Origin of the sequence: Neorhizobium sp. NCHU2750 (assembly GCF_003597675.1) — a bacterium.
Classification (GTDB): domain Bacteria; phylum Pseudomonadota; class Alphaproteobacteria; order Rhizobiales; family Rhizobiaceae; genus Neorhizobium.
The window spans coordinates 2,550,439-2,568,316 of sequence record NZ_CP030827.1 but is presented as its reverse complement, the minus strand read 5'-3'; the positions used below and the strand labels follow the sequence as shown (position 1 = coordinate 2,568,316).

The window sequence follows — 17,878 nt, the reverse complement described above, 5'->3', positions numbered from 1 at the left end:
GCGAACGTGCCGGATCAACATGCCGCGATGCGCCACATTCCGTCAGGAACTGTCAGGGGATCAGCAACAGGCTGCCGGCGGCGCTGCCGCTTTCCAGCAATGTTTGCGCCTTCGCCACGTCGTCGAGTGGGAATTCTCCGGCGATCGTCGCTGCCATGCCCTGCCGCATGGCCTCGATCGCGGCTTCGGCCGCTTCTCGATAATTGGCCGGATCGGCGGCATGTGCCATGATGGAGGGAAGCGTCAGGGATTTTCCGGGTCTCAGCGTTTCGATCTCGATCGGCGGGATCGGCCCCGCCGGCTGGCCGAAGGAGGCGATCGTGCCGAAGGCGCGGGTTGCCGCGATGCTGCGGGCGAGCGTGCTGCCGCCGATCCCATCATAGGCCACGTCGACACCCCTGCCGCCGGTCAGTTCTTTCACCTGTGGGGCGATGTCGGCGTTGCGGCCGACAATCACGTGGTCTGCGCCGTATTGCTTGGCGAGAACCGCCTTTTCCTCGGTGCCGACCGTGCCGATGACGATGGCGCCGAGCTGCTTTGCCCAGCGGACCATGATGGCGCCAAGGCCGCCGGCTGCGGCATGGACGAGCACGACCGTTCCTTCGCAGACGGGATAGGTGCGGTGGAGGAGCATATAGGCCGTCATGGCCTTCAGCATCGATGCGGCGGCGGCCTGGAACGAGATGTCGTCGGGCAGCAGGATTGCCCGGTGCGCGGGCAGCAGCCGGGTGGAGGCATAGGCGCCGAGCGTTGCGCCATAGGCGACGCGATCTCCCGGAGCGATCCCGGTCACATCGGGACCGACTTCTTCGACGATGCCGGCCGCCTCGACGCCGGGAATGGCGGGGTAGGCGGCGAGCGGGTAGGTGCCGATGCGATGATAGATATCGACGAAATTCATGCCGATCGCCCGATGCCGGACAAGGATTTCACCGGCGCCGGGATGCAGCGGTGGCTGGGGATGTATTTCTAGCTTTTCCGTCCCGCCGCAGCCCATCAGGTGTATTTCGCGATCGCTCATGACTGTTCTCCATTCAAACTCTCATGGCGGATACTGGCGGCTGGCGGCATGTTTGAAAATTCCCTACAATTCGACAATGAATGGGAAAAAATTGACAATTCCGGATTGGGAAAACCTGCGCCATTTTCGTGCGCTGGCGACGAAGGGCACGCTGCTCGGTGCCGCTCGCGCGCTCGGCGTGGAGCATGCAACGGTCAGCCGGCGGGTGGCGATGCTGGAAGAGCAGTTGCAGACCCGGCTCGTTGATCGACGTGGGCGGAGGATCGAGCTGACCCAGGACGGCGAGCGCATCGCGGCTCTCGCAGGGCAGATGGAAGAGCAGGCGCTTGCCATCAGCCAGGTGGCGCTCCGGCAGGATCGTCTGGCGGGTACGGTCAGGATCAGCGCGCCGCCGGCACTCTCGGCCGTGCTGCTGCCGGGGCCGATTGCCGGCTTGCGCCAGAGCCATCCCGAGATCGAGATCACGGTGGTCGGCGAGAAGCGCTATGCCTCGCTCAACCGGCGCGAGGCGGATATCGCGGTGAGGCTGGCGAGACCGGAAGAGGGCGACCTGACCGTGACACGGGTCGGCGGTGTCGCCTTCAATTTCTATGCGTCGCCATCCTATCTGGCGGCGACTGAGGAGCGGGACTGGAGTTTCATCGCCTATGGTGCGGATATGGAAGCATCGCCGCAGCATCGAAGGCTTGTCGCGGTTGCCGGCGAGCGGCGCATCGGCATCAGGGCATCGACGCTGGAGTTCCAGCGGGCTGCGGCAAGTGCCGGCGGCGGCATCGCCATCCTGCCGGATTTCTTCGTCGGGGCGGAACATGGGCTCACCGTGGCCATCGCCGAGGATGTGCCGGTGACGCGGGACATCTGGCTGGTGGTGCATTCCGACATCCGCGACGCACCGGTCATCCGCGTGGTTATGGATGCGATCACGGACGGGATAAGACGGGCGAGCCGGCTCTAGTCGCTATCCGATGGCCTTTCAAGCAGAACGGGCGGCAAATGCCGCCCGTCCGTTGTTTGTGTTGCGGCCCGAATGGCGATCAGAATTCTTCCCAGCTTTCCTGTTTCACGGCCGCGGCCGAGCCACCGCCGAAGGCGGCGGAAAGCCGGTTGCCGAGGGAGCGGGCGGGCGAGGCGGTCGGGCGGGATGACGCGGTGGCCGGCTGCGGGGCGGCCGATGGGGCAGCCCTCATGTTGCCAGCCGCGCCGCTGAGCTTGAAGCGCGACAGGAGCCGGTTGAGCGCCTGCGCCTCCTGGGCCAGGCGGTGGCTGGCGGCGGTGGATTCCTCCACCATCGCGGCATTCTGCTGGGTGCTCTGGTCCATCGCGTTGACGGCGACGTTGATCTCCTGAAGTCCGACGGACTGTTCGCGCGCCGATTCGACGATCGCATCGACATGGCGGTTGATGTCCTGCACCTCGGTGACGATCGCCTGCAGGGCGGCGCCGGTTTCGCCGACCAGTTCGACACCGGAGCGCACATGCGATCCGGACGTGTCGATCAGTCGCTTGATCTCCTTGGCGGCGGCGGCGGAGCGCTGTGCCAGTTCGCGGACCTCCTGTGCGACGACGGCAAATCCCTTGCCGGCTTCACCGGCACGGGCTGCCTCGACGCCGGCATTCAGCGCCAGGAGGTTGGTCTGGAAAGCGATATCGTCGATGACGCCGATGATGCTGGTGATCTCGGCTGAGGAATGCTCGATCTCGTGCATGGCGGTGATGGCGTTCTGGACGATGCCGCCGGAGCGTTCGGCACCCTTGCGGGTCTGCGCCACCAGCTTGCCGACTTCCTCGGCCCGCAGGCTGGCGTCCTTCACCGTGGTGGTGATCTCCTCGAGTGCTGCTGCGGTTTCCTCGACCGAGGCTGCCTGCTGCTCGGTGCGCTTGGCTAGCTGGTCGGCCGACTGGCGGACCTCGTTGGCGCCGGCATCGATGCCGCGGGCGTTGTCGCCGACGGCATGCAGGGCATCCTCGAGATTGGTGGCGGAACTGTTGAAGTTGGTGCGCAGCGTATCGAGTTCGGCAACGAAGGCGCGGTCGATGCGGTAGGCGACGTCACCGCCGGCCAGTCGGTCGAGGGCGGTGGCGAGTTCACTGACTGCGAATTGCGTGTCTGCGACCTGCTGCGCCTTCTGGGCTTCCCGCTCAAGGCGTTCGCGCTCCGACAGCGACCGGTGGTCGTTTGCCTGCTTTTCGAGCCTTGCCTGCTCGATCGCATTGTCGCGGAAGATGGCGACGGCCGATGCCATCTGGCCGACTTCGTCCTTGCGGTCGAGACCGTCGACGGCGGCGTCAGTCTGGCCATCGGCGAGCGAAACCATGCGGTGCCGCAGCCTGGCGATCGGCGTGGTGATGCCGCGCGAGGCAACGAACAGCGCAGCGACGATCATGACGACGAAGACAATGCCAAGAACGGTGAGCGAGATCACGATGGTGGAGTTCGTCCGTGCAGCCAGATGACTGGAGCGCAGATGGATGTTGTCCTTCATCCTGGTGGTCAGGTCGCGCATGTCGGACAGCAGAGGCTGGATCAGCGCGTCGGCCTTGGCGAGCGCGGCCCTGGTGTCCTCGGCGCTCTGGCCGGGCTTCAGCGCCGCATCCGTCCGGGCGACGACTTCCTTCGCGCGGGTCGCGAAAGTGTCGAGCTGGTCGGCATATTCGGGCGAGCCCTTCTTGGCCTGCTCGATGCGGCCGATCAGGCTGGTCGTGCTTTCCTTGTAGAAGCCCTTCAAGGCGTCGTCGACCGATGACGTCTGGCTGTGCAGCAGGATCTGATAGGTGGAATAGCCGGTTGCAACGAGGCTGCGGGTCGAGGCGACCAGATCCACTTCGGCCTGGTTGTCGTTGGCGATGAAGCGCTCGTAAAGCCCGTCCGACTGCTTGAACTCGCTGGACAGATAGAGGGAGGAGGCGATCGCGACGAGACAGATCGGGATAATGAGCGACATAATTTTCGCCCGGATGCTGGCGTTCTTCAAAAAGGTCATCTGGTTATCTCGGTAAGGTCCGTTCGGAGCCGGGAGCGAGCTGTCGGTCAGACCTTGCGGACACGCCGCCGCGATGGCGATCAGGGACACCCCGATCGGCCGCAACGTTCCAGTCTTTCCCTCAGGCCGCTGCTCCGAAATGAGCATGCTTCAGGATCTAGTGAATGTTCGATGGAGGCATTCGCTGTCATAGCGAAGAGACGACTTCTCTGCCTTTGCCCAGATTGCGCCCGGAGAGTTAACGATTGCACAACGCGGAAAGCCGCTTGTGCACTTCATGTATTTTTATCTGGCGCTGCCGTTCACTTGCGTCTCAAGCGGCCGGCGCTGGCTTCATCGGCTTGCCCGCCACATAGGTCTCGACGACGGCGCGGTCGTCGCCGATCGTCTGCAACAGGAAAAGCTCTTCGGGCAATGTCGAGATCGTCTCCATCCTGAGCTTCATGGCGGGCGTTGCCGCTGCGTCCAGCACGACGAGATCGGCCACCGAACCGATATCGAGCGTGCCGATATCGGTCTCCATCGACAGCGCCTCGGCATTGCCTCTGGTCATCAGGTAGAAGCTTTCCAGCGGGTTCAGCCGTTCGCCGAGCAATTGCTGGATCTTGTAAGCCTCGTCCATGGTCTTCAGCATCGAATAGCTGGAGCCGCCGCCGATATCGGTGGCGACGGAAATGCGCACCGGCTTCTGCCTACGCATCAATTGCTTCATCGGGAAGAGGCCGGAGCCGAGGAAGAGATTGGAGGTCGGGCAGTGGACGGCGATCGAGCCTGCCTCCGACAATGCATCCATCTCCCGTTCCGACAGGTGGATGGCGTGGCCGAGCAGGGTCTTTTTCCCGAGCAGGCCATAGCGGGCATAGATATCGGTATAGTCTTTTGCTTCCGGGTAGAGCTCGCAGGTATAGCGGATCTCGTCGTGATTTTCCGACAGGTGCGTCTGGATGAAGAGATCGGGAAATTCCTCCGCCAGCGCCTGGGTCGCCTTCATCTGGCCGGGCGTCGAGGTGATGGCGAAGCGGGGGGTGATGGCGACGTGGTTTCTGCCCTTGCCATGCCACTCGTCGATGACGGCGCGGGTCTCGTCATAGCCCATTTCGGGCGTGTCTAGCAGGCCCTGCGGGGCGTTGCGGTCCATCATCACCTTGCCGCCGACCATGCACATGTTGCGCTTCAAGGCCTCGGCAAAGAAGGCGTCGGCAGAGGTCTTGTGGACGGAGCAATAGGCCACCGCCGTCGTCGTGCCCTGGCGCAGGAACTCTTCGTAGAAATGCGTGGCGATACGGGTGGCGTGATCGCTTTCGACGAAGCGGCATTCCTCCGGGAAGGTATAGGTGTTCAGCCATTCCAGGAGGTTTGCCGCATAGGAAGCGATGACCTGCATCTGCGGAAAATGCACATGCGTGTCGATGAAGCCCGGCAGGATGAGATGCGGGCGATGGTCGATCTCGGTGACGTCATCCGGAGCCGCGGCCTTCACCGCTGCATAATCCCCGATCGCGGCGATCCTGCCGTCATTGCCGACAAGCAGGCCGCCATCATGCTGGTAGCTATAGCTTTCGCCATCGGCGAGCGACTGGGGGGCACGCTTGAAGGAGAGCAGGCGTCCGCGGATCAGGGTGGGCGTCATGAGAACCTTCAGGGTTGGAACTATCTCGATGCGACGGTGCTTTCATACCATGCCACAAGCAATTTGCGTTCGTCCTGAGACAGGTCGGTGACGTTGCCGGGCGGCATGGCATGGCTTCTGCCGGCCTGGATATAGATTTCCCGCGCGTGGCTGGCAATCTGTGCATCGGTTTCCAGCTTCACCGTTTTCGGCGCAAACGTGATGCCGTCCCAGACGGGCTCGGCGGCGTGGCACATCGAGCAGCGGGCCATGACGACGTCGCGGGCGGCGCCGAAATGTTCGTTGGCGGCAAATTTCTGGCTCATCGGCGTCATCGCCGAGGCTTGCGAGGTTTCCGCCTCTCTGGTCAGCACCTTCGGCACGGTCGACAGCCAGATGATGAGGATGAACAGGATGACGGTGACGAGCCAGGTCCAGGTCGGCTTGCCCTTCCGTGCATGGGTGGTGTTGAACCAGTGGCGGATGGTGACGCCCATCAGGAAGACGAGTGCCGCGATGATCCAGTTGAACTCTGTGCCGAAGGCCAGCGGATAGTGGTTCGACAGCATGAAGAAGATGACGGGCAGCGTCAGGTAGTTGTTGTGCAGCGAGCGCTGCTTGGCGATGCGGCCGTATTTCGCATCCGGTGTTCGCCCGGCAATCAGGTCCGCGACGACGATCTTCTGATTGGGGATGATGATGAAGAAGACGTTGGCCGACATGATCGTCGCGGTGAAGGCGCCGAGATGCAGGAAGGCGGCGCGGCCGGTGAAGATCTGCGTATATCCCCATGCCATCAGCACCAGCAGGATATAGAGAAGGATCATCAGGCCCCAGGTATTGTTGCCGAGCCTCGACTTGCAGAGCTGGTCGTAGAACAGCCAGCCGATCGAGAGTGACGCCAGCGACAGACAGATCGCCTGCCAGGGTTCTAGTTCCATCACCGAGTGGTCGATGAGGAAGAGATTGGCGCCGCCGTAGTAGACGAGACAGAGCATCAGGAAGCCGGACAGCCAGGTAAAATAGCTCTCGTATTTGAACCAGGTCAGGTGTTCGGGCATCTGGGCCGGTGCGACCAGATATTTCTGGATGTGGTAGAAGCCGCCGCCATGGACCTGCCATTCCTCGCCATAGGCGCCCGGCGGCAGATGCGGCCGCTTCACCAGTCCGAGATCAAGCGCAATGAAATAGAAGGACGAGCCGATCCAGGCGATCGCGGTGACCACATGAAACCAGCGCACCGCAAAACTCAGCCATTCCCAGGCGACGGCATATTCATACATTCGGTTGTTCCCGTTTTTATTCCCCGACTCATGAGTGTGGGCAAAAAACGCGGAGGAGGAAAGGGGCAAGGCGCCGCAGCACGGCATGCGTTGTCGTGTCGCGGCTGATTTTCTACGCGGGCCGGTCGTCAAATATATGAAGGTAAACTTTACAGTTTGACTTCATATATGATATTGAGGCGATATGACTGACACCATTTCCATCGCCGCCCTCGTTGCGGAGGATCTTCGTTCGCTGGCGAGCAAGCTGAAGCGCAAGCTGCGGGCGCAGGGCCATCCGGGAAACCTGACGGCCAGCCAGGCATCCGTGCTTGTCCGGCTGGAGAAGGACGGTCAGATGACAACCTCGGCCCTGGCGCGGGCGGAGGGCATGCGGCCGCAATCGATGGGCGCGCTGATCGCCTCGCTCGAAGCGAGCGGGCTGGTGGTGGGCATGCCTGATCCTTCCGATGGACGGCAGACGATCCTGTCCCTGACGGAAGATTGCCGGGCGATGATCGCGGAAGGGCGTGCGGCCCGGCAGGACTGGCTGACGCGAAGAATAGACGCGACGCTTTCCGCTGAAGAACAGGCGCAGGTGCATGCTGCGATCGTGCTTCTGCAGCGGCTGGTGGAGGAGGACTGATGCAGATGGCGCCGCAGCCTTTTGAAGGAGAGCCCGATGGCCCTGACCGTTCTTGACGACAATACCGCGCTGATCGTTGTCGATCTCCAGGTGGGGGTGGCGGGCATGGTGCCAGCCGCAGCCCTTGCGCCGGTCGTCGAGCGCGCGGTGGCGCTGATCGGCGCCTTTCGCGCCCAGGGCCTGCCGGTCGTGCTCGTCAATGTTGCCGGCAGCGCGCCGGGGCGCACCGAAGCCGGGCGGCATTCGGGGCCGCTGCCGGATGGATTTGTCGATCTGTTGCCCGAACTTAACCGGCAGGCTTCCGATATCGTGGTGACGAAATATACGGCGGGCGCATTCGCGACCACCGATCTCGAGGCACGCCTCAAGGCGCTCGGCGTCACGCAGGTGGTGATCTGCGGCGTTGCGACCGGCTCAGGCGTCGAGGCGACAGCGCGGCAGGCCCATGAGGCGGGCTTCAACGTGACGCTTGCCATCGACGCGATGATGGATCCCCGGGCGGAGGCGCATGCCTACAGCACCGAAAAACTGTTCCCTCGGCTGGGCGAAACCGGCCTTGTCGGGGATGTGATCGACCTTCTCACACAGCGGACCCAGTGATATGTCTGTTCCTCACTATATCAGCCTGTTCTTAGGTGGCGCCTTCCTGATGAATGCGGTGCCGCATGTGGTCAGCGGCGTTCTCGGCCGGCCATTCCAGTCACCATTCGCCAAGCCGCATGGCGTGGGACTGTCATCTTCCACAGTGAACACGCTGTGGGGTTTTGCCAATCTCGTCGTCGCCTACATTCTCATCATCACGCTGGGCGCACTGCAGATCGGCGAACCGGCCGATGTTCTTGCCGCCGGTCTCGGCGCATTCGGCATCGCGCTGTTCTGCGCCCGCCACTTCGGCCAGTTCCACGGCGGGACCATGGCAAAGCGTCCATGACGCGGGAGCTGCCACGCAGCCTTCGCTCGCTTGCGCATGTCAATTACCGGATCTGGGCGGCGGGTGCGCTCGTCTCCAATATCGGCACATGGATTCAGCGCACCGCGCAGGACTGGCTGGTGTTTTCGCACCTCACCGATCACAGTGGTTCGGCCATGGGTATCGTCATGGCGCTGCAATTTGCGCCGCAGCTGCTTCTCCTGCCGTGGTCTGGCCTTGCGGCCGACCGCCTCGACCAGCGGCGACTGCTGATGGCAACGCAGGCCGCCATGGGCGTGCTGGGACTGGTGCTCGGAGCGCTAACCGTTGCCGGGGTCGTCAGGCTCTGGCACGTCTATATTCTCTCTCTGCTGTTCGGTATCGCGTCTGCGATCGATGCGCCGGTGCGCCAGACCTTCGTTTCCGAACTGGTCGGCGATGAGGACCTGCCCAATGCCGTGGCATTGAACTCCACCTCCTTCAATCTGGCACGCATGGTCGGGCCTGCCGTTGCCGGCGCCATGATCGCCACGATTGGAACCGGCTGGGGCTTCCTTGCCGACGGCCTGTCGTTTCTTGCGGTGCTGGTTTCGCTGATGATGATGCGCAAACGCGAACTCAAGCCCAGCAAGAGGGCGGCACCCGGCAAGGGCGGCTTCATCGAGGGATTGCGTTACCTCCGAGGTCGCCCCGACCTGATGGCCATTCTCGTCATGCTGTTCTTCATCGGCACGTTCGGACTGAATTTCCCGATATTCGTCTCGGTCATGGGGATCAGCCTATTTCACGCGGATGCCGCTTCCTACGGCCTGCTGTCGTCGATCATCGCCATCGGAACGGTGGGCGGCGCCTTCTGGAATGCGGGAAGGGCGACGATCCGGTTCCGGGATCTGAAGCTCAGCGCCGGCGTGTTCGGGATCGGATGCATGGCCGCGGCGCTTGCTCCGAACTACTGGTGGTTTGCTGCGGCGCTGGTGCCGATCGGGGTCGCGGCGCTGACCTTCACCAATGCCACCAACAGCCTGATGCAATTGTCGACGGATGCGGCGATGCGGGGGCGGATCATGGCCCTGCGCGTCGGGATCGCGCTCGGGGGAACGCCGATCGGGGCGCCGATCACCGGCTGGGTTGCCGATCATCTCGGCCCGCGCCCGGCAATGGCGATCGGTGCTGCAGCGGGGATCGCCGCTGCCATCGTCGGTGCCGTCTATGCGGCCCGCTTCAATAAGCAGAAACCCGGTGCCGGGACATAGAGGGTCGATCAGGGCGACCGCCCGCCAATGGCAGGCGGTCGCCGGTTTCACTCCGGGATCAGAAGTTTTCCCAGCTGTCCGTGCTGGCCGCTGTTGCGGCGGCGGCCGAGGACCGTCCGCCGAAACTGCGGGCGAGGCGCTGTCCGAGCGCACGGGCAGGCGATGCGGCCGGTGCTTCGGAACCCGTGGCGCCGCGCGGGGCTGGTGCCATGCGGCCCGCCTGCGCAGACGGCAGCTTGAACATGGCTAGAAGCTCGTTGAGCGAGGCGACCTCGCGCGACAGGCTGTGGCTGGCGGCGGTGGATTCCTCGACCATCGCGGCGTTCTTCTGGGTGTCCTGATCCATCTGGTTGACGGCCGTGTTGATCTGCTGAAGACCGGACGACTGTTCCTGGGCGCTCTCGACGATCGCCGCGACATGGCGGTTGATCTCCTGGACCTCGGAGACGATCAGTTCCAGCGCGCGGCCGGTCTGGCCGACCAGATCGACGCCCTCCGTCACCTGCTGATTGGAGGTGCTGATCAGCGTCTTGATCTCCTTGGCGGCATTGGCCGAGCGCTGGGCGAGCTCGCGGACTTCCTGGGCGACCACGGCAAAGCCCTTGCCGGCTTCACCCGCACGAGCCGCCTCGACGCCTGCATTCAAGGCCAGAAGGTTGGTCTGGAAGGCAATCTCGTCGATCACGCCGATGATGTTGCCGATCTCGCCCGAGGATTTCTCGATCGCTTCCATCGAGCGTACGGCCTGCTGCACGATCTCGCCGGAGCGTTCTGCACCGTCACGGGCGCGGGACACGAGGGCGCCTGCCTCCTGCGCACGCTTGGAAGCATCGCGCACGGTGGTGGTGATCTCTTCCAGTGCTGCTGCCGTCTCCTCCAGCGCCGCTGCCTGCTGCTCGGTGCGCTTGGCGAGATCGTCGGCGGCCGACTTGATCTCGTTGGAGCCGGCGCCGATGCCGCGGGCATTTTCGGCGACGCGGGTGAGGGCGCCTTCGAGCTTTTCGGCGGAATTGTTGAAGTCGCTGCGGACACCGTCAAGTGCCGGCGTGAACTGCTGTGCGATCCTGTAGGAGACATCGCCATCGGCCAGCCTTGCCAGGCCGAGCGCCAGATTGTCGACCGCAAAGCGGACGGCTTCCGCCTCGCGGGCCTTCTGCTCCTCGTGTTCGATGCGTTCGCGCTCCGAAAGGCTGCGGTTGGCATCGGCCTCCCGCTCCAGCCGGGCGCGCTCCAGCGCGTTGTCGCGGAAGACGGCGACGGCATCGGCCATCTGGCCGATTTCGTCCTTGCGGTCGAGCCCGTCGATCTCGGCTTCCGTCTGGCCGTTGGCCAGCGAGAGCATGCGGTTGCGCAGGCGGTCGATCGGGCCGGTGACGCCGCGCGCGACGACGAACATTGCCGCCAGGATGCCGGCGAGGAAGAGAATGCCGAGCGAGACCAGCGAGGTGGTCACGGTGCTGTTCGTCTGTCCGGCGAGAACCTTGGTTTCGTCGACGATCGCCTGCAGGCCGGCATCGTTCCATTTGCCGACACCGGAACGCCATGCGGCGATGCGGCTGCGGGTCTGGTCGAGCGCTGCCAGTGCCTCGTCGCGCTTACCCGCCTGCTCGAGGTCGATCGCGCGGTCCATGTCGGCGAAGATCGATTGCCCTTCGGTGCGGGCGGCATTGATGAGATCGGTCTTCTGCGGCACGAGCTTGATGGCGAGATCGGCCTGCGCGGCAAAGTTTGCCTTGGCCGCGGTATAGCCCTTGCGCGCATCGGCCTCGCTCTGAGAAGCGGTCGGCGAGGTGACGGCCTGATAGGCCGAGTAACCGGCCGTCACCATCTGCAGCGGAAGGCGGGTGATGACCACGGCCGACATGTTGTCATGCGAGATGAAGTTGGAATAGACGCGATCGGACTGCTTGAACTTGTAGGACAGATAGGAAGTGCCGCCGATGCCGATGAGGCACATCGGCCCGAGCACACAGAGGATCTTCGTGCGGGTCTTGGTGTTTTTCAGAAATGACATGGGGGAGTCCAAAATCTGACATGGTCCTCGCTTTCCCCGTGATGGAGCGACGGACCTTATAAAATGTGGACATTCACGGTTGTCGCCCTGGCATCGGGCGATTTGAAACTGTCATCCGGATTGCCAAAAGAATGGCATCTGGCACCGGGTCCGGCGGCCGGTCGCGGCCTCATGCGGTCAGTTGCGGATCGTGCGCGTCTGGCGTGGATTGCGATCATGGCCTGCGGCAGCAAAGACCTGCGCCGCGCCAGGGAAATCGAAAAAGTAAAATGATATCATATTTTTATCGCTTTATCCGGCTTTGGAATACCAGCCGTTCGTAGGACCCAAGTCTTAACGAAATCCATCATTTCGGCCGGCCGGACGTGACCCGGCGCCACGCTGCGATCACATATCCGGCATAGGTCACGGCGAGGCCTTCTCAGCCCCGCGGCCTCTCCGTCGCTTCCGGCCCTGTTGCCTCGTAGAAGGCGCGGATGTCCTCGCTTGCCTTTATGCGCGAGGCGGGATCGGTGTAGAACATGTGGCCGCCGCGATAGAGTTTCAGCTCGGTGCGGCCGCGGCCGAGCTGCTCCGGCAGGTGGTCGAGAATGAATTGCGACACGCCATAGGGCGTCAATATGTCGCTATAGCCATGCAGGATGGCGAGGCGGAAGGAAGGGATGACGGAGAGAAGGTCTCTCACGTCGTCGGAGGCATTGGCATTCGACCGGCCGCCGTCCCAGTCCCATTGACGGTTCACGTCGTTGTTCAGCAGCGTGTAGGTCATGTCGGTCGAAAAATGCAGGTCGTCTCTCGCATAGGCGGCAAACATGGCGCCATAGGCTCGCGTATAGCCGTCGAGGATGGCATCGTCGTTGATGACATTGGCCCGCTCGGGATAGGCATCGACCGACATGTCGGCGCCGTCATAGATGCTGACTACCTTGCCGTCGCCGGCAGCCTCCCTGCGATAGACGGAGCCGATAAAGCCGCGGGTGCGGGCAACGATATCCTTCGGCAATCCCGTCAGTGCCGCGACACGGGCATAGAGCGCATCGGCCTCGGCGCCTAAAGGTGCGGCACCGGCGAGGGAGACGAGATAGGTGCTCATCGCATAATCCTGCGCCTCCTTCAGTTTTTCGGATGAAAACTCGCCCTTCCGCTCCAGTTCCGATGCGGCAAGCGAGGGCAGAAGCAGGGCGGCAGTGACCGGGTCCGTATCGGCCGTCGTCAGGAAGCGGCCGTCGATCATCGGCGAGACCATGACGATGCCGGACACCAGCATGCTCTGGCTGTCCTTCAGGGCCTTTGCCACCTTGGCCGAGCGGAAGCCGCCATAGCTTTCGCCGACCAGGTATTTCTGCGAGGAAATCCGGCTGTTCTTCTGGGTGTAGAGGGCGATGAACTTTGCCAGGCTCTCGGCATCGGCGCGCACGCCGTAAAAGGCGTTCTGGGCGTCGGAGGCGGCGCGGCTCCAGCCGGTGCCGACCGGATCGACGAACACGAGGTCGGTAAAGCCGAGCCAGGTTTCGGGATTATCCTCAAGCGTCGGCGCGGTGCCGTCGCGGGCCGCTCCGCCGAGATTGGCAATCTCGGGTCCGATCAGGCCGAGATGGAGATAGGCCGAGGCCGCGCCCGGTCCACCGTTGAAGACGAAGGTGAGGGGGCGGGGCGTGTCCTTGGCGGGCACGGTATAGGCGGTGTAGAAGATTTCCGCATTCCTGGCGCCCGACTGGCCGAAGAGGTCCATCGTTCCAGCCGTTGCTGTATAGTGCAACTCTCCCTTCGGGGTCGACAGCACATGCTCGGTCGAGGCATCGTCGGGCAGGAGATCGAAGATCGAGGTCGTGCCGGCGCTGCGGCTTTGCTCCTGCGCCCATGCCGGGCCGGCACCAAGGGCCAGCAGGATCAGGGCAATCGTCGCGTAACGGCTCACATGCATGGCGTCTCCTCCATTCTCGTCTGGGCCGACGATAAGGGATGTTGCCCGTCAGCGGAATTCAACTCTCGCTCATCTGGGGTTGTGATCCGGTATGGGCATGGGCGCCGGTCATTGGGGGCGCCGGCCATTCGGGGGGGGGGGGGGGCGCCGGCCATTCGGGGTGGATTTTGTTCCGGAGGTGGAACCCGAAAAACCGTGACGGCGTTCAAGCGCCGCATCCATCGAATATTTATCTGCGCTAAAAGATAATTGTGCATCGCACCAAGGCCGGGCTTAGCCGGCTAAGGCGACTCGGCTATTGTAGCATGTGCAAATTCAACCGGCGGTGCCGGGTATTGCGTCCGTCACGCCGCCGGAGATGGCATCCATCAACGGAGAACAGGCTGATGCCCCAAAACAGGCAATGCATTCTTACAGGTGCGATGATTGCGTTTGTGACCGGCGTCGGGATCAGTCCCGCCGTTGCCCATGAGGCCCACAGTGCCAATGGGGTTACGTGGAAATATGACGGCTATTGCTGCAACGGCGACAGCAAGACCGGCGACTGCCAGATGATCTCGACGCGCAACGTCAAGGTCACCAACCAGGGTTACGAGATCTCGCTTGCGCCGGGAGATCACCGGCTGATCACAAGGCCGCATCACTTCACCATGCCGCAGAGCGAGACGCGACGGTCGCAGGACGAGGAATATCACCTTTGCCTCTATCCGACCGAGGATACGCTGCGCTGTTTTTATGCTCCCGACATGAGCTATTGAGCGACCTGGCCGGCAGCCAGCCAGACATCAGTCCCTGAAAGTCGGCATCGTCTTGCGCATGAAATCGCGGAAGGCGCGGATTTTCCTCGAATGCCGGCGGGTTTCGGGATAACAGAACCAGTAGTCGCTGCCATCCGATGCCCTGAGATCGAAGGGCTGGATCAGGCGGCCGAGCACCACGTCGTCGGCATAGAATTCCGGCTTGAGGATCGCCACGCCCTGGCCGGCGATTGCGGCTGCGGCCTCGAATGTCTGGGCGCCGAAACGGCTGAGCGGGCGCCCCTTCAGATCGACATCGGGCAGACCTGCCGTGGCAAACCAGAGCGGCCACCAGAAATCGCCGGGATCGATGATCCTGAGCTTCAACAGATCGGCCGGTTGGTGGACGCCGCCGATCGTAGCGGCCAAAGCCGGGCTCAGCATCGGGGTGAAATCGCTCTTCATCAGAAAATGTGCCTTCAATCCCGGCCAGCGGCCATTGCCGCTGCGGATCGCCACGTCCGCCTCGGTGCGGCTGAAGTCGACGGTCTCCTGCGCGGTCTCGAGCCTGACCGCAATGCCCGGATTTTCCAACTGAAAAGTGCCGAGATGATGCGCCAGCCAGCGCGAGGCGAAGGTGGCGGTGGTGTGGATAATCAGCGTCGCTTCCGAATGATCCCTGGTGCCGGCAAGCGCCTCGTCCATCAGGTCGAAGGCCTCGGAAATCTTCGGGGCAAGCCTTGCGCCCGCATCCGTCAGGGTCACCTGCCGCGGCCGGCGCAGGAAAAGCTGCTCGCCCAGCGTCTCCTCCAGAAGCTTGATCTGGTAGCTGACGGCGGTCTGGGTAAGGCCCAGTTCCGCGCCCGCCCTGGTGAAGCTCAACTGCCGCGCCGCCGCCTCGAAGACCTTCAGGGCGTTGAGCGGGAATTGCTTCGATATTTTCATGGATCAATTCTCTTTATGCATACAGACGGATGTTTCGTTGGAAATGCAGCATAAACCGGCGCATCCTTTGATCATAGACATCAATTCAACGATGGTGAAAGAAGGAGGAGAGGCCATGCCCCTTGGTCTGTTCACGGCGTTTTTGCGCCTGATAGGTGCCGGCCGATACCGCCATGCCGGCCCACGCCCCGCTGGTCGTGACCTGGCCGACGGTAGGGATGCGGCAGCACTCGACCGGCATCAACGCACCGATCTCGGCTTGGCCGACGGGCGGATATCGCCCAGCACGGTCAATCGCTCTCCGCGATCCAGTGCCTGGGACATGATCGAGCGGCCGCCACGGTCGCTGTGAGTTGTCTCAGGTCGAAGGGGATATTTCACGATCTGCGAAGGTTATGAGGTCGCGTTCGGCAAGGTCACGGGCGAGCGTTTCCTCGATCCAGGCCTTGAAGGCACGGATCTTCGGCTGGTTGCGGCGGGATGGCGCATAGGTGAGCCAATAGCTCTTGCCGTCGCCGATGCTGTTTTCGAAGGGCTGGATCAGCCGCCCCGAAGCCAGCTCGTCGGCGAAGAAGAACGGGCTCAGCATGGCGACGCCGTGGCCGGACATCGCGGCATTGGCCTGCAGGTCAAGCGCGCCGAAGGTGTTGAGATTGACATGGCGGATGCGCTGAGGATCAAGCCCCATGGCGTCGAACCAGCCGGTCCATATGTCCTTCGTGTCGGAGATCCAGGGAAGTTTCAGAAGATCGGCCGGCTCGGTCATGCCGCCAATGCTGTCGGCAAGCTTCGGGTGCAGCATGGGGGTATAGTGCAGGGTCAAGAGGTGGTGGCAGACCAGTCCATCCCAGGGCTCCGGCCCGATGCGGATCGCCACGTCGCCCGGCATGGCATCGGCGCCCGCAGGGCCCATGGTGCGGTTCAGGCGGACGCTCAGATGCGGGGTCCTGTTCTGGAAATCGCCGAGATGGCGCGACAGCCAGTGGGAGGCGAAGGTCGGAGGCGACTGGATTTCCAGCGTCTCGCCGATCGTGCGGCGTGCATCGGTAACGGCATCAGTCAAAAGCGCGAAGGCATCGGTGATCTTCGCAATCAGGCTTTCACCGGTTTCGGTCAGTTGCAGCGCCCGCGGCCTGCGGATGAAGACCTCGGCGCCGAGATAATCCTCCAGAAGCTTGATCTGGTAGGTGACGGCGGTCTGCGTCATGCCTAGTTCCTCGCCGGCGCGGGTGAAATTCCGCAGCCGGGCGACGGCTTCGAAGACCCTCAGCGCATTCAGGGGAAACTGGCGGGACAGCTTCATCGGCGGGCTCTTGTCGATAAGTTCTCTTGATCGCTCGTCACTCTATTCGAATTGGAATGTGGCGGCAATCGGCGGCAATGATCCGGCCACGCCATCCCCGCGACAACCAAATGTGGAGCAAGACATGCTGTCCGCAAAGCGATCCTCCATGCCTGAAATCCGGCCTGCCAGAGAGGCGGGAAAGGGGTTCTTTCACGCGTACCTGCGTCTCCACCTTGCCCGTTTTTTCGGAGGGCTGGCGAGGGACGGGGCAGCACATGGCGGCAAGGCAAGCGTTCCGACACTTCCCGATGATTTAAGGGCAGATATTGGTCTCGGCGAACCGATGCCGGGGCGGGTGGAGCGGTTCTGGCAGGACAAGAGGCTATCAGCCGCGCGTGACCTGCCGTTGTGAATGGGGCGTCGATGGGGTTGCCGACGGGGTTGCCTGTGATGGTTCGGCCGCCATCAAGGGCACCTTTTGCAGCAGTTCGGCGGCCACCAGCGCGGCGATGACTTCTGGGCGCTTGTCCCTGACCGCAGAGCCGCCGATTGGCAGGGTCAGCCGTGCCATCATCATTGCGGGGTCCGGTCGGGCCGGCTCCTCTGAGGCCTGCCGGGCCAACCAATGGGCAAAGGTTGCGCGCTTGGTGGCCGAGCCTATCATGCCGACATAAGAGAGATCGGCGCGGGCCAGCGCCCGTTCGGCGATGAGGAAATCGAGCGCGTGGTCGTGGGTGAGGATCACTGCCGCACCGCCGGCGGCGATGTCCGCTATACAGGCTTCCGGCATGGCGCTGAGGCGGCGCGTCACGGTATCCGGCAGATGGTTCAGTTCGTCGGCCCGTGTTTCCACCACCGTGACGGCAAAGGGCAGGGGCCCAAGCGCCCTTGCCAAAGCCTGGCCCACATGTCCGGCGCCGAACAGGAAGATTGCGGGTCGCTCCTCGTGCTCACGATCGATCCTTCGCTCCAGCATGGCGGCGAGTTCAGGCGTGACGAGTGTGAAGGACAAGGTGGTGCGGCCGCCGCAACACTGGCCGATTTCCGGCCCGAGCGGGATATCCATTTCCGCCTGACCGCCGCCATCGAGAAGGGCGCGGGCATTGTCGATCGCCATATATTCGAACTGGCCGCCGCCGATCGTGCCCCAGATCGCGTTGGCTGCGACCAGCATGAACGTGCCGGCCTCGCGCGGCGTCGAGCCACGCGTCCCGGTCACCTCGACGAGGACGGATCTGTGGCGGGCGACAAACTCGATGAGGGCGAAAGCGGTCATGGCTGGACTATAGCA

Annotated in this window: 17 protein-coding genes; 8 read left to right on the top strand and 9 right to left on the bottom strand. The window is 63.1% G+C overall.

Translation table 11 applies throughout. The features are described 5' to 3' along the window. Nucleotides 1-52 precede the first annotated feature (52 nt). Nucleotides 53-1,021 (bottom strand): quinone oxidoreductase family protein, encoded by a 969-nt coding sequence (locus NCHU2750_RS12500; protein WP_119940795.1) that lies wholly within the window; start codon nucleotides 1,019-1,021, stop codon nucleotides 53-55. 76 nt (nucleotides 1,022-1,097) lie between these two features. On the opposite strand from NCHU2750_RS12500, the gene NCHU2750_RS12495 reads away from it, so the two are divergent. Next, on the top strand, nucleotides 1,098-1,976 hold the full coding sequence (locus NCHU2750_RS12495) for a LysR family transcriptional regulator (RefSeq protein WP_205583849.1): 879 nt from the start codon (nucleotides 1,098-1,100) through the stop codon (nucleotides 1,974-1,976). A 79-nt stretch (nucleotides 1,977-2,055) separates the two neighbouring features. Here NCHU2750_RS12495 and NCHU2750_RS12490 read toward each other — a convergent pair whose 3' ends face one another. The 3 genes from NCHU2750_RS12490 to puuD form a co-directional block, all read right to left on the bottom strand. Beyond that, entirely contained in the window at nucleotides 2,056-4,002 is a 1,947-nt protein-coding gene (locus NCHU2750_RS12490; protein ID WP_119943299.1) for a methyl-accepting chemotaxis protein, read from the bottom strand. 313 nt (nucleotides 4,003-4,315) lie between these two features. Next, on the bottom strand, nucleotides 4,316-5,632 hold the full coding sequence (guaD, locus tag NCHU2750_RS12485; RefSeq protein WP_119940793.1) for a guanine deaminase: 1,317 nt from the start codon (nucleotides 5,630-5,632) through the stop codon (nucleotides 4,316-4,318). 20 nt (nucleotides 5,633-5,652) lie between these two features. Further along, the gene (gene puuD, locus NCHU2750_RS12480) at nucleotides 5,653-6,894 is read right to left on the bottom strand and encodes a urate hydroxylase PuuD (RefSeq protein ID WP_119940792.1); all 1,242 of its coding nucleotides are present in this window, start codon (nucleotides 6,892-6,894) and stop codon (nucleotides 5,653-5,655) included. A 184-nt stretch (nucleotides 6,895-7,078) separates the two neighbouring features. On the opposite strand from puuD, the gene NCHU2750_RS12475 reads away from it, so the two are divergent. From NCHU2750_RS12475 to NCHU2750_RS12460, 4 genes are read left to right on the top strand one after another with little or no spacing between them, the layout of a single operon-like run. Beyond that, nucleotides 7,079-7,519: a MarR family winged helix-turn-helix transcriptional regulator gene (locus NCHU2750_RS12475; protein WP_119940791.1), complete on the top strand. Its 441-nt coding sequence runs from the start codon at nucleotides 7,079-7,081 to the stop codon at nucleotides 7,517-7,519. 36 nt (nucleotides 7,520-7,555) lie between these two features. Further along, complete coding sequence (locus NCHU2750_RS12470) at nucleotides 7,556-8,119, top strand: cysteine hydrolase family protein (protein ID WP_119940790.1); 564 nt, start codon at nucleotides 7,556-7,558, stop codon at nucleotides 8,117-8,119. A 1-nt stretch (nucleotide 8,120) separates the two neighbouring features. Then, nucleotides 8,121-8,450, top strand: a complete 330-nt coding sequence (locus NCHU2750_RS12465) for a hypothetical protein (RefSeq protein ID WP_119940789.1) — start codon at nucleotides 8,121-8,123, stop codon at nucleotides 8,448-8,450. Further along, nucleotides 8,447-9,682, top strand: a complete 1,236-nt coding sequence (locus tag NCHU2750_RS12460) for an MFS transporter (protein WP_119940788.1) — start codon at nucleotides 8,447-8,449, stop codon at nucleotides 9,680-9,682. Before NCHU2750_RS12465 ends, NCHU2750_RS12460 begins: the two co-directional genes overlap by 4 nt. Before the next feature lie 58 nt (nucleotides 9,683-9,740). On the opposite strand, the gene NCHU2750_RS12455 is transcribed toward NCHU2750_RS12460, so the two are convergent. Beyond that, nucleotides 9,741-11,696, bottom strand: a complete 1,956-nt coding sequence (locus NCHU2750_RS12455; RefSeq protein ID WP_119940787.1) for a methyl-accepting chemotaxis protein — start codon at nucleotides 11,694-11,696, stop codon at nucleotides 9,741-9,743. 63 nt (nucleotides 11,697-11,759) lie between these two features. Here NCHU2750_RS12455 and NCHU2750_RS12450 point away from each other — a divergent pair, with 63 nt between their 5' ends. Continuing rightward, on the top strand, nucleotides 11,760-11,969 hold the full coding sequence (locus tag NCHU2750_RS12450; RefSeq protein WP_119940786.1) for a hypothetical protein: 210 nt from the start codon (nucleotides 11,760-11,762) through the stop codon (nucleotides 11,967-11,969). Nucleotides 11,970-12,117: 148 nt separating this feature from the next. Here NCHU2750_RS12450 and NCHU2750_RS12445 read toward each other — a convergent pair whose 3' ends face one another. Further along, nucleotides 12,118-13,620, bottom strand: a complete 1,503-nt coding sequence (locus NCHU2750_RS12445) for a S10 family peptidase (protein WP_119940785.1) — start codon at nucleotides 13,618-13,620, stop codon at nucleotides 12,118-12,120. Nucleotides 13,621-14,042: 422 nt separating this feature from the next. Here NCHU2750_RS12445 and NCHU2750_RS12440 point away from each other — a divergent pair, with 422 nt between their 5' ends. Next, nucleotides 14,043-14,378 (top strand): hypothetical protein, encoded by a 336-nt coding sequence (locus NCHU2750_RS12440; protein WP_119943297.1) that lies wholly within the window; start codon nucleotides 14,043-14,045, stop codon nucleotides 14,376-14,378. Between the two features lie 27 nt (nucleotides 14,379-14,405). Here the strand turns inward: NCHU2750_RS12440 and NCHU2750_RS12435 are convergent, their stop codons facing one another. Further along, complete coding sequence (locus NCHU2750_RS12435) at nucleotides 14,406-15,302, bottom strand: LysR substrate-binding domain-containing protein (protein WP_119940784.1); 897 nt, start codon at nucleotides 15,300-15,302, stop codon at nucleotides 14,406-14,408. Between the two features lie 115 nt (nucleotides 15,303-15,417). Between NCHU2750_RS12435 and NCHU2750_RS12430 the strand changes: the two genes are divergently transcribed. Continuing rightward, complete coding sequence (locus NCHU2750_RS12430) at nucleotides 15,418-15,654, top strand: hypothetical protein (protein ID WP_162939609.1); 237 nt, start codon at nucleotides 15,418-15,420, stop codon at nucleotides 15,652-15,654. Between the two features lie 6 nt (nucleotides 15,655-15,660). Here NCHU2750_RS12430 and NCHU2750_RS12425 read toward each other — a convergent pair whose 3' ends face one another. Then, nucleotides 15,661-16,605: a LysR substrate-binding domain-containing protein gene (locus NCHU2750_RS12425; protein ID WP_119940782.1), complete on the bottom strand. Its 945-nt coding sequence runs from the start codon at nucleotides 16,603-16,605 to the stop codon at nucleotides 15,661-15,663. A 367-nt stretch (nucleotides 16,606-16,972) separates the two neighbouring features. Next, nucleotides 16,973-17,863, bottom strand: coding sequence for a xanthine dehydrogenase accessory protein XdhC (gene xdhC / locus NCHU2750_RS12415; protein ID WP_119940780.1), 891 nt, complete (start codon nucleotides 17,861-17,863; stop codon nucleotides 16,973-16,975). Between the last annotated feature and the right edge of the window lie 15 nt (nucleotides 17,864-17,878).